This window comes from Pectobacterium sp. CHL-2024 (genome assembly GCF_044751765.1).
GTDB lineage: Bacteria > Pseudomonadota > Gammaproteobacteria > Enterobacterales > Enterobacteriaceae > Pectobacterium > Pectobacterium brasiliense.
In genome coordinates this window covers 44,764-57,142 of the sequence record NZ_JBIXKO010000004.1, presented here as the reverse complement: position 1 = coordinate 57,142, position 12,379 = coordinate 44,764, and the positions used below count along the sequence as shown (strand labels likewise).

9 protein-coding genes are annotated in these 12,379 nt (G+C 50.9%); 5 read left to right on the top strand and 4 right to left on the bottom strand.

Features of this window, described 5'->3' with window-relative positions; genetic code table 11:
* Positions 1–5: 5 nt before the first annotated feature.
* The 4 genes from ACIPUG_RS08745 to acs all read right to left on the bottom strand — a co-directional run bounded on the left by ACIPUG_RS08745 (position 6) and on the right by acs (position 5,148).
* Positions 6–926: an Rpn family recombination-promoting nuclease/putative transposase gene (locus tag ACIPUG_RS08745; protein WP_349858507.1), complete on the bottom strand. Its 921-nt coding sequence runs from the start codon at positions 924–926 to the stop codon at positions 6–8.
* 168 nt (positions 927–1,094) lie between these two features.
* Positions 1,095–2,753, bottom strand: coding sequence for a cation/acetate symporter ActP (actP, locus tag ACIPUG_RS08740; protein WP_010295745.1), 1,659 nt, complete (start codon positions 2,751–2,753; stop codon positions 1,095–1,097).
* A complete protein-coding gene (locus tag ACIPUG_RS08735) occupies positions 2,750–3,061 on the bottom strand; it encodes a DUF485 domain-containing protein (protein ID WP_039496989.1) in 312 nt (103 codons plus the stop codon). Before ACIPUG_RS08735 ends, actP begins: the two co-directional genes overlap by 4 nt.
* Before the next feature lie 125 nt (positions 3,062–3,186).
* Positions 3,187–5,148, bottom strand: a complete 1,962-nt coding sequence (gene acs, locus ACIPUG_RS08730) for an acetate--CoA ligase (RefSeq protein WP_039282062.1) — start codon at positions 5,146–5,148, stop codon at positions 3,187–3,189.
* Between the two features lie 902 nt (positions 5,149–6,050).
* Here acs and ACIPUG_RS08725 point away from each other — a divergent pair.
* The 5 genes from ACIPUG_RS08725 to ACIPUG_RS08705 all read left to right on the top strand — a co-directional run bounded on the left by ACIPUG_RS08725 (position 6,051) and on the right by ACIPUG_RS08705 (position 12,375).
* A complete protein-coding gene (locus ACIPUG_RS08725; protein ID WP_010282300.1) occupies positions 6,051–6,443 on the top strand; it encodes a hypothetical protein in 393 nt (130 codons plus the stop codon).
* A gap of 717 nt (positions 6,444–7,160) precedes the next feature.
* Positions 7,161–9,554 carry a TonB-dependent siderophore receptor gene (locus tag ACIPUG_RS08720; protein ID WP_039555619.1) on the top strand — a complete coding sequence of 798 codons (2,394 nt, stop codon included), beginning with the start codon at positions 7,161–7,163 and terminating at the stop codon, positions 9,552–9,554.
* Between the two features lie 171 nt (positions 9,555–9,725).
* The gene (locus ACIPUG_RS08715) at positions 9,726–10,250 is read left to right on the top strand and encodes a sigma-70 family RNA polymerase sigma factor (protein ID WP_400338157.1); all 525 of its coding nucleotides are present in this window, start codon (positions 9,726–9,728) and stop codon (positions 10,248–10,250) included.
* The gene (locus tag ACIPUG_RS08710) at positions 10,247–11,194 is read left to right on the top strand and encodes a FecR domain-containing protein (RefSeq protein WP_039312735.1); all 948 of its coding nucleotides are present in this window, start codon (positions 10,247–10,249) and stop codon (positions 11,192–11,194) included. The genes ACIPUG_RS08715 and ACIPUG_RS08710 overlap by 4 nt, the downstream gene beginning before the upstream one ends.
* Positions 11,195–11,364: 170 nt before the next feature.
* A complete protein-coding gene (locus tag ACIPUG_RS08705; protein ID WP_039274271.1) occupies positions 11,365–12,375 on the top strand; it encodes an AI-2E family transporter in 1,011 nt (336 codons plus the stop codon).
* Positions 12,376–12,379 lie beyond the last annotated feature (4 nt).

Genomic DNA, 12,379 nt, shown 5'->3' with positions numbered 1-12,379 from the left:
AAAAATTACTTCTGCTCGCTGCGGAGCAACTGCGTCATCTCTTCATCGGACAGTTGGGTAACGCGCTGAACTAGCTCCTGCTCCATCTTGTTTTGCAGTAACTGGCGGGCGATGTTTAGCGCGCTAGATTTCATCCCTTCTTGCTTTCCTTCCTGTAGCCCTGCCTGCATCCCCTGCTCAAATCCCCTCTGGTGTAATTGTTGTGCAATCGTCATTGTGTCCTCCTTATGCGTTGACAGGGGCTCAGCCACTGAATCAATGAACCTGTCTATGTCAGACGTGTTGCCCACTGTCGCGACGTACAGTAATAATGCATGCCGCAGTGGCAAGGACAGGTTCCAGTGTTCAAATAATAGCCCGATGTCGTGCGCCAATTCCAGCATATCCCGTGTTCTGATGTGTTTCTGCACGAGTTCCAGCAGTGCGGCACGGCGGTGCGTTTTGATCTCTTCATCTGGAATAACGGTCAGGTCTATCAGCGGAAAGGCATGATGGTAAACCTGTGCTGCAAGCGGTGGATCGGTGAAATGATCCAGCCACTGCATACTATACGGATAAGGACTACGTTTGCCGTGATAGAACAGGAGTGGAATAACCACGGGTAACGACTGATGACCCTGTGATAAATGCTGCTGCATTGCATCAAGGCAATAGCGCAATAACCGGAAAGCCATGAGCTTGTCGGGGCGACTTTGATGCTCTATGACGCAATAGATATACCCAGAACCAGAGCGAGTTTGCAGTGAGTACAACATGTCTGACAGACGTGAGCGTAATGTGTTTTCGATAAACGATGCAGACTCTAACTGCAATGTACTGAAATCGCACTGCTGCTGAATAGCGGGTGGTAAATGGGCGGCTAGGAAATCTCTGGCGATATCAATATCACTCAAAAACTGTTTGAAGATGGCGTCGTGAGGTTGCATCGCATCCTTTCCCTGTGATGTTTATGCAAACACCCTAGCGGAACGTTCAGGGAAGAACAGAAGGCCGATAACTATCGTGAAGCCGCCCCGCAAAAATCTTTCAATAGCGCGAAGCGTTGGATGTCAGAGAAGAGCTGGCCCGCATTTCGCGGGCCAGAGAGAGGAAGGTTAGTGGGAACTGCCTTTTGATGCACCGACGCCGGTTTGTGAGCGGACAAACTGTGCATGGAAGCGTGCGCGTTCCTGTTGTCCGGCTTCGGAACGATCGGTGATGGAGAAGAACCAGATACCGATAAACGCCACCAGCATGGAGAACAGCGCTGGGTAGTCGTAAGGGTAGATAGGCGTAGCGTGACCGAGGATTTTCACCCAGATCGTCGGCCCCAATATCATCAAAATGACGGCGGTCAACAGACCCGCCCAACCGCCGATCATTGCGCCGCGCGTGGTGAGCTTCGACCAATACATGGAGATGATAATAATCGGGAAGTTACAGCTCGCGGCGATGGAGAACGCTAACCCGACCATAAAGGCAATGTTCTGGTTCTCAAACAGGATACCGAGCGAAATCGCCACCACGCCCAGCACCAGTACGGTGATTTTCGAGACTTTCAGCTCATCACGCTCCGTCGCTTTCCCTTTCTTGATCACGTTAGAGTAAAGGTCGTGGGACACGGCAGAGGCACCCGCCAGCGTCAGACCCGCGACGACGGCCAAAATGGTGGCAAAGGCCACGGCGGAGATAAAGCCGAGGAAGAAGTCACCGCCGACCGCATCGGCCAGATGCACGGCCGCCATGTTATTTCCACCGATAAGCGCACCCGTTGCGTCCTTAAACGCAGGATTCGCACTGACCAGCAGGATGGCACCAAAACCGATGATGAAGGTCAGGAAGTAGAAATAACCCATGAACCCCGTGGCGTAGAACACGCTCTTTCGTGCTTCTTTCGCATCGCTGACGGTGAAGAAACGCATCAGGATGTGCGGAAGACCGGCTGTACCGAACATCAGACCTAGCCCAAGGGACAACGCGGATATCGGGTCGGAAACCAGTCCGCCGGGGCTCATGATCGACGCGCCTTTTGGGTGAACCGCCATCGCCTGTTTGAACAGGGTGTCAAAGCTGAAGCCTACGGATTTCATGACCATGACAGCCATGAAGGTGGCACCGAACAGCAGCAGGACGGCTTTAATAATCTGCACCCATGTGGTGGCGAGCATGCCGCCAAACATCACGTACATCACCATCAGAATACCGACCAGCACCACGGCAATGTGGTAATTGAGGCCGAACAGCAGTTCGATGAGTTTCCCCGCGCCCACCATCTGTGCGATGAGGTACAGCGCTACCACCACCAACGAACCACAGGCGGAGAGGCTGCGGATTGGGCGCTGTTGCAAACGATAGGATGCGACGTCAGCAAAGGTATAACGCCCGAGGTTACGTAGCCGTTCTGCGATCAGAAACAGAATAATGGGCCAGCCAACCAAAAAGCCGAGTGAGTAAATCAGGCCGTCGTAGCCGGAGGTATAGACCAGCGCAGAAATGCCGAGGAAGGATGCAGCGGACATGTAGTCGCCCGCAATCGCCAGCCCGTTCTGGAAGCCGGTAATGTTGCCGCCCGCCGTATAGTAATCACTACGCGAGCGGGTTTTCTTCGACGCCCAGTAGGTGATATACAGCGTGCCGCCGACGAACAGCAGAAACATCACGATGGCCTGAATATTCAACGGCTGGCGCTGGACATCCCCCGTGAGGGCATCCGCTGCCCACGCAAGCACTGGCAGCGTTAAAAGCCCGAACAGCATCATAAAGCGTATTTTCATTGCTTTACCTCATCCAGTAACTGCTTGGTCAGACGATCAAATTCACCGTTAGCGCGATACACATAGACGCCGGTCAGAATGAAGGAAATCGCAATCAATCCCACACCAATCGGAATGCCGCGGGTAATGCTGGAGCCTGGAGCGATCGGCGTTCCCAGCCAGCCAGGCGCAAAGGCGATGAGCAGAATAAAGCCGACATAAAGCACCAGCATGATCAGCGAGAGAAAAACAGCAAAACGCTGCCGCTTATTGACCAGTTCTCTGAATAAGGGGTTACTTTCAATCCGTTGATAAATGGCATCATTCATCGTAAGTCTCCAGTAATTTGTAGGGTTGAGTGCTACCGCGACATCACCATCTGATTTATCGCCACCCACATTCCCGCAAGCCACATCATGGCTTACGAGAATGAAGGGAGTGGTGGGTCAGAGGGTTATTGAGAGGCGGTACTCATAGCCTGCTTTTCTTCGAGCAGTTTTTCGACGACGCCAGGATCGGCCAGCGTTGAGGTATCCCCCAGATTGCTGGTGTCACCGGCGGCTATCTTACGCAAAATACGACGCATGATTTTGCCGGACCGCGTTTTTGGTAAAGAGTCAGTCCAGTGCAGGATGTCCGGTGTAGCAATCGGACCGATTTCCTTACGCACCCAGTTGCGGACTTCCGTATAAAGCTCGCTGGATGGCTCTTCGCCGTGGTTCAGCGTGATGTAGGCGTAAATAGCCTGCCCTTTCATATGGTGCGGAATGCCGACCACGGCCGCTTCGGCAATCTTGGGGTGTGCAACGAGTGCTGATTCGATTTCCGCCGTCCCCAGACGGTGCCCGGAAACGTTCAGCACGTCGTCAACGCGACCCGTGATCCAGTAATAGCCATCTTCGTCACGGCGCGCGCCGTCACCGCTGAAGTACATGCCTTTAAAGGTAGAGAAATAGGTTTGCTCAAAGCGGTCGTGATCGCCAAACAGGGTTCGAGCCTGACCCGGCCAGGAATCTACGATGACCAGATTGCCTTCCGCGGTGCCTTCTTGCGGGTTGCCGAGGTTATCGACGAGCGCAGGCTGTACGCCGAAGAACGGGCGTGTCGCGGAGCCGGCTTTCGGCTCAATCGCGCCCGGCAGTGGGGTGATCATGAAGCCGCCTGTCTCTGTCTGCCACCAGGTATCGACGATAGGGCATTTGCCATTGCCGATTTTGTTGAAATACCATTCCCAGGCTTCTGGGTTGATCGGCTCACCGACGGAACCCATGATCCGAAGGGATTCACGCGATGTACCCTCGATCGCTTTATCACCTTCAGCCATCAACGCGCGGATCGCGGTGGGGGCGGTATAGAGGATGTTGACCTTATGCTTATCGACCACTTGCGCCATGCGACTGGCGTCCGGCCACGTTGGTACCCCTTCGAACATCAGCGTAATCGCACCGCATGCCAGTGGGCCATAAAGCAGGTAACTGTGCCCCGTGACCCAGCCAACGTCCGCCGTACACCAGTAAATGTCGCCGGGATGATAGTCGAAGACATACTTGAAGGTCAGCGCAGCATAAACCAGATAGCCGCCAGTGGTGTGCAACACACCTTTGGGTTTACCGGTCGAGCCTGACGTATAAAGAATAAAGAGCGGATCTTCCGCGTTCATCTCTTCTGGCGGACAATGATCGTCTGCTTTTTCAACCAGATCGTGCCACCACAGATCGCGCCCGTCCTGCCATTCGCCGATCTTACCTGTACGGCGGAAAACGATAACGCTGGAAATGGTGGTGACGTTCGGGTTCTTTAACGCCTCATCAATATTCTTCTTCAGCGGAATCACTCGTCCGGCGCGTACGCCCTCATCGGCAGTGATGACCAATTTGGCGCTGGAGTCGATGATGCGCCCGGAAATCGCTTCGGGAGAGAAGCCCCCGAAGATCACCGAATGAATCGCCCCGACTCTGGCGCAGGCCAGCATTGCCACCGCTGCTTCCGGCACCATTGGCATATAAATAGCAACAACATCGCCTTTTTTGACGCCCTGCGACTTCAGCACATTGGCGAAGCGGCACACGGACTGATGCAGTTCACGGTAGGTGACTTTTTTACTTTCTGTCGCGTCATCACCTTCCCAGATGATGGCGGTTTGATCGCCACGCTCGGCCAGATGGCGATCCAGGCAGTTTGCTGCCACATTGAGTGTACCGTCTTCAAACCAGCGGATACTGATGTGGCCGGGGTCGAATGAGGTGTTCTTGATCGTTTTATAGGGTTTGATCCAATCGACGATCTTTCCTTGCTCGCCCCAAAAGGCGTCGGGGTCGTCAACGGACAACTGATACATATTTTTGTATTGCTGGGCATTTATCAGTGCATTTTCCGCAATTGAAGCGGGAATAGCGTGTTTATTATGTTGTGTCATAGCGCTTCTCCTTAAACATGTTAATGCTATGTCAAATAATGGTTAAATCTAGTTAACCAGTTATCTTTGTTTCTTTTTTGCGCGATTGATCACGCAATGCAGGAAAAGCAGTGGGGCATTACTTAAAAGATAGTCTTTTGGTGCAGAAAACAGGCAACTTTTTCGTGGTGGTCAAAATGCAGTAAGTGATGTATGTCACAATATGACTGCCAGCAGAATTATCAGTGCTGTTATAATGTCATAAACGATCAATTCATTGTTTTCAATAGATTATATCTATTGTTATCAAGTTTTTGATCGCCCTTTACGATCAAAAGGCATAAAGATCCCGCTTATTCAGCCGATAGTAAAAATCCTGTTCAGAGTATATTCCTACGTAGGCCAGCTATTTAGCGCGTTCAACTATGGCTGATGTGTTGAAATTTTGTTCCAGTTGTTAATTATATGTAGACTATTAATGAAATAGATTTATCTGATTATCAACGGGCAGATAAGTGTGAATAATCTACACTTTAGGTAGGTTGCACAGCACAGATGTGGAACCTCTTAAAAAGCGTAAAGATGCCGTGTGCTAGCCGCTGAAAAAAAGAAAAATGAAGTGTTATTTTTTGTGTCTGATTCAGAAATATCCGGTTTCCAAAAATAAATAACATAGATATACCCAACATCACTGACGCTGAGTAAGGCGGCAGCTGTTTGAGCCCCGGTAGCCTGAGAACGTGTAAACAGTTCCGGTTAGCGAAATTCACTATTTTCATTAAGTGATTTTCTGGGGTGGGGAAGAACACTATTAGTCCGGAAACCTTTTAAATTCCGGTAGGTTGATTGCTTATCAATGGTGCGCCGTGGCGTCATGGCGCGCTGTGAGATATCTTTTTACATAGCATGATGCAGAGGAAACAATGAGTCTGATATTTGGCCGGAATGAGATTTTAGGCATGCTTTCTCAACCAGTTCAGAATGATAGACGTGCAGTGGCGGTGATTGACGAGAAATGTAAGGTCGTCTGTGCGAATTCTGCCTTCAACGCCCATTTTGGATTGCGTGCTGAAATGAATACGCCCGTCTCAATTGATGATGTACTACCCATCAACGTGAAGTTTGCCTATCACGATTTTATGACGAATTCCAACATGTTGAGTACGCGCGTGGTCTCGGATTTGTTGTCTGATGGCTTTACCAAAAAGCAGCTCAGTACGCTGTCTTTTTCGAAGCTGAACGTTGAGAATCGAGTGCTTTCTCTGCTGATCCTAAACCAGGATGCGGTTGAGCCTTCGACGAATTTAGCGTCATAAGCTTGAATAATCGGAGATTATCTGGCCGGAAGACTAGAGATGTGTATTTTCCAGTGGAAAATAATGACAAAAGAAAAATTATTATTAGTAACGCTGCTGCGGCTTACTTAGCATCGTTTCCTCAACAAGTAATCGATTTCTCTAATAGTCGCTGACGGCCAGTAGAACGATAATGTCGTGCCAGTGTTTCGTGAATGAAGGGCATTCTTTATTAACGACGGCGATGTTAAAATTAAGAAAAATAGAGAGTTAACTATTTTATTGCATATAATATGCTTGTTTAAAATAAACAGCGAAACGTTTCGATATCATCCAGCCTTTCCTCTTGTCTATTCACACCGCCTCCTGTCTGTTCATAAATTATTCCCTTAGACATCTTGGGTTATTAAACGCTGGCAATAAGCTCTGTAAATTTTCTTTATTTTTAGCGTGTTGAATCCTAAAGGATGACAAATGAATAAGTAGACTATCGTCTAATTATTGATGCAGCTTAGCTGATATAGCGCTTATCGCCGATAGCACGTTTTCATAAAAATCGACGTCAGCGTTTTATTAATCACCGTATCGGTTTACCAATAGCAGCAACGTATTTTCCCTAATATTTCTGATTGATAACGCATTACTTTAATTATTTTTCGATTTCTGGTTCCCCTTTTTACTCTCTCAATTGGCATAGCTTCTGAAAACAAGCATTTCTTATGCGATAGGGGATAAATAATGGTTAAATTCCGTACCCACCTATTGGCGCGTACTTTACGTGCCGGGGTACTTGGGGCATCGTTTGCCTCAGTGCTGCCAATGGCGGCGGCCTATGCTGCGTCTGCGGCGCCTGTCCAGCAATATGCGGTGTCGTCGGGCCCGCTCAATCAGGTGCTCAATCAATTTGCCCAGCAGGCTGGCGTATTGCTGTCTTACGATCCGGCTGTCGTGGCGGGTAAGCGCGGTGCGGGGTTGCAGGGGAACTACAGCGTTGAGCAGGGTTTCCAGCAGATCCTCAGCAATAGCGGCCTAAGCGCACAGTACAGTGCTGATGGTAGCGTGACGCTAGTGCAGCGCACGGCGAGTGATCCCGTTCCCGTTTCTGCACCTGTTACCGCTAAAAACGATCGGATCGTCGTTACTGCTCCACCGAATACGGCAATGAAGCTGGATGTGCCGATTTCAGAGACGCCACGTGCGGTTACGGTTGTGACGGAGCAGCAGATCGAAGAGCGCGGTGCGCAAAAGATCGATCAGGCGCTGCGCTATAGCAGCGGTATTCTCGCGACGCCATACGGGCCGGACAATAAAGCCGAATGGGTGACGATTCGTGGATTTAGCGATCAGTCACGGTTCCAGAATGGTCTGGCGACGCTGAATGAAGATGGGTTCTACGGCCAGCAGATTGAGCCGTTTGGCGTCGAACGTATCGAAGTTCTGAAAGGCCCGGCCTCCGTTCTGTACGGGCAAAACCCGCCGGGCGGTCTGGTTAACGTCATCAGCAAACGACCAACGCGTTTGCCGCAGGGGAAAGTCGAGCTGGAATACGGCTCTAACGATTATCGCCATCTGGCTGTCGATAGCGCAGGTCCGTTAAATGATGACGGCTCGGTGCTGTATCGGGTTGTTGCGTTAGCGCGTGATACCTCGGGTGAGATGGATTTCTCGAAGAGTAAGCGCCTTTATCTGGCACCGAGCGTCACGTTCCTCGGAGAAGACACGGAATTGACCGTGTTAGCCAGCTACATGGATACGAAATCCGACACGACCAACGGCTTTAAGCTGCCGTACGGGACATTACATGGCACGCCGTTTGGCAAAGTCGGCTATAAAACGTCGCTGGGCGAACCGGGTATGAACCGGCACGATACCCGGCAGTTCACTCTGGGCTATGAATTCACACATCATCTGAACGACACCTGGACGTTCCACCAGAATGTGAATTATGCCTATCTGAATTTGGATCTGCGCAATGCTTATGCGCTCGGGATGTATACCGATCCGGTAACGAATGTTGTCAGCGATCGGTTAGCCAATCGTGGGCTGACCTACCGTGACGGTTTTGCGCAAAACTGGGCTACGGACAACCGTTTAGTGGGTGAATGGCAGTGGGAAGACATTGAAAATACCCTGCTGCTTGGGTTTGACTACCGCCGTGCCAATACGCAAAGCCGTGATGGGAATCTGTACTCCTTTGGCCAACCTATCGATATTTTTAACCCGGTTTACGGCAACTACACGTCACCGGATAGCCAACTGTTCGCTCACCGCTCTGGCCGCCATCAGACGGGTTATTATGTCCAGAACCAGATTAAGTATGACGAGCGTCTGATCTTCTTGCTGGGTGGACGTTATGACGTGGCGAAGTCTCGCGACCGTAATTTTTCATCAGGCGCGGATACTCGCACCGACGATACCAAATTTACCAAGACTGCTGGGGTAATGTACCTGTTTGATAACGGTATTTCCCCTTACGTCAGCTACTCGGAATCGTTCTTGCCGGTGTCGGGTCGTGATGGTTACCAACGTCCTTATGTGCCGGAAGAAGGCCAGCAGACGGAAATGGGCGTGAAATACACGCCAGAAGGCTTTAACGGCTATGCTTCTGCTGCCCTGTTTAATCTGGAACAGAAAAACGTTAAAACGACGGATCCTAAAAACCCTAATCTGACTATTCAGGCGGGTGAAGCGCGTTCACGCGGCCTTGAATTGGAATTCAGTGGTGAGGTTTACACCGGTCTGACGCTGACGGCAAACTACACGTACAACGAAGTAGAGACGACCAAATCCGGTTCTGTCGGTGAAGTGGGTAAACGCCTGCCGGGACTGCCTGAACAGATCGTGTCTGGCTGGGCGACTTATGCCTTTAACGGCAAGCTGGAAGGATTAAGTATCGGCAGCGGTGTGCGTTATGTTGGCAGCTCTTACGGTGACATCGCCAATTCAGCGGACATGAAGGTTCCTGCTTACACGCTGTGGGATGCCATGATTGCCTATGATTTCAGCAAAGACTGGCGGTTGCAGGTTAATGCAACCAACCTGACAAACCGTGAGTATGTCAGCGCCTGTAACTATTGGTGCTACTACGGTGAAGGCCGTAACGTTAGCGCGAATGTCAGCTATCGCTGGTAATCCTCTTTATCTACTCTCACTGAAAGAAGCCCTCGGGCTTCTTTCTTTTTGCATGTACAACATGTAGCCCCTTCTTTTTCGCGTAATCGGCATGATAACCGCGAATAGTCGTTGACTTTGTTGTTAATGATAATGAAAATCATTTCATTGCTGTCACATTGAGCGAATACCGTGAAGAGTCCCGCCGCTGTCTGCCCCAATCAGCCTGAAACCTTAACTGTTCAGCAGATTTATCATGACCATCATGCCTGGTTACAGGCGTGGCTGCGTCGGCGTTTGGGGTGTTCTCAGCAGGCCGCAGATCTGGCTCAGGATACGTTTCTACGTTTGATCTGCCAACATCAGGCCGAACGTATTCGTGAACCGCGTGCCTGGCTAACGACGGTTGCCCACGGGCTGGTGGTCAATCACTGGCGACGTAAAGACATCGAGAATGCCTATCTTCAGGTGCTGGCGGAGCAGGAGTTTACGTTTTCTCCCTCGCTGGAACAGCAGGCCATGGTGGTTGATGCGCTGATGGCCATCGACCAAATGCTGGCGACGCTGCCGGGCAAAGTGCGTCAGGCATTCTTGCTCGTGCATCTTGATGGCTTGACCTATCGGCAGGTTGCTGAACAATTAGCCGTTTCCGAGCGGATGGTGAAAAAATATATGGCACAGGCAATGCTGAATTGTCTATTGTGTCAGGACTTATGATTTCCTCTATTACTTCTTCTATTCCGAAAGATGTTCTTCATGCCGCCTCTGAGTGGTATGCCACGCTGTATGACGAAGACTGCTCCGAACACGAGCGTCAGGCATGGCAGCGATGGTTACATCAGGATGACACCCATCGGCTTGCCTGGCAGCAGGTTGAACAGATTCACGCCCGCTTCCATGCGGTAGACAGCCAATTAGCCTCTTCGGTGCTGAGCAAGCGGGGTGGGGAACGTCGGCGCATGCTCAAATTGTTGGCGATTGCCAGCCTTACCGGAGGCGTGGGCTTTAGCCTGCCGTGGGAAAGCTATGCGGCCGATTACCACACGGGAACGGGCGAAACGCGTGAGCTCAACATCGAAACGGGGATGACCGTCTGGCTCAATACAGATTCGGCATTGAATCAGCAGGGCAACCCTGCGTTGTCTCAGCCGCTGACGTTTCAATTGCTCAAAGGTGAATTGATGTTGGACAACCGAACGGCTCACGCAGCCCGGTTGACCACGCCCCATGGCGATCTCGCTGCTTCTGCACATTCCTGCCAATTAGCGCTGCGCTATACGTCCGCCCACAGCGTCCTCTCCGTTTTTAGCGGTGAGGTCTTGCTACAAACGGCGGTACCCGCTGCGCAGCGCGTGACGGCGGGGCAGCAGGTTATCTTTACCCGTGACAGGAGCAGTGAACCCGCGCCCGTTGAGAATTTCCGCCAGAGCTGGCGCAAAGGGCAACTGGTCGCGGATAACATGCCGTTAGGACAGCTTGTTAATGAAATTGCCCGCTATCACCACGGTTATTTTCATGTTGATTCCGCGGTGACGATGCTACGGATTTCGGGCGTTTTTCCGCTACATGAAACCGATCGCCTGCTTGACGCCGTTGCGCGGACGCTGCCAGTGAAGGTGACCCGGCGTTTTTCCTGGTGGGTGGATATCCGTCCGAGCTAAAACACGGCTGGTATTTCGTTGGTAAAACACCAAAAATATCCCTCGTTTGTTATCACTCGCAGAGTAGACGTCAATCTGGCGCATATATATCAATCTGTTGGTACTGAAAAAGGCGTAACATACTCCACAAAGAGTACCCTCGGCGTTGCCTCTTCATACGGGATGTCATCATGCAGTTACTGAATCTGAAACAAGCTCGCCTGTTGAGCTTTTTCTTTATTATGGGTGGCCTGCTTATATTGCTGCCTTTACGCCTGCTGGCCTGCTTTATCGCCGGTTTTTTGGTGTATGAAATTGTGAATTTACTGACGCCCTATTTTCAACGGGTCATCAGCGGTAAGCGTGCCCGCTGGATTGTGGTCGCGGTGATCAGCACGTTGGTCGTCAGCCTGTTGAGCCTATTGTTTGGCAGTCTGGTCGGGCTGTTGATGCAGGAAATGAAGGATACGGCGGCCTTCAATGTGCGCATTGGCTATATCCTCAATGATATTCAGCAGCAGATCGTCCACTACTTACCGGGGTATCTGCCAGTCAGTATTGAAGAGCTCCAGCACGAGCTGCTGCAATGGGTTCAGGCGCATATTGTGATGTTGCAGAACATGGGGAAAAGTTTTCTACATGGCTTTGTGACGATGCTGATTGGTATGGTGCTTGGCGCGATTGTCTCGCTTTATAACGTCGATAAAGATACGGAAAAACCGTTACTCAAAGCGGAGTTACTCCGTCGGGTTTCTCTGTTGTCGGCTTCATTCCGCAACATCGTTTTCGCTCAGGTGAAAATTTCTGCGGTTAACACGGTGCTGTCTGCCATTTTCATTCTTGGCGCTCTGCCACTGTGTGGTGTCCATCTGCCGTTTGCCAAAACGCTGGTGGTGCTTACCTTCGTTTTCGGCCTGCTACCCGTGATTGGTAATCTGATCTCCAACTCGATCGTTTTCCTGTCTGGCTTATCGCTTTCATTGCCGATTGCGCTGGTCGCGCTGGTGTATTTGATGCTGATTCACAAGTTCGAGTACTTCCTGAATGCACAAATCGTTGGGACGAGGATCAAAGCGCACGCGTGGGAAATCCTGCTGGCGATGTTGGTGTTTGAAGCGGCGTTTGGCTTGTCCGGTGTGATTGCAGCCCCGATATATTACGCTTACCTGAAAAGTGAATTGAAAGAAGCTGCGTTGATTTAATCCT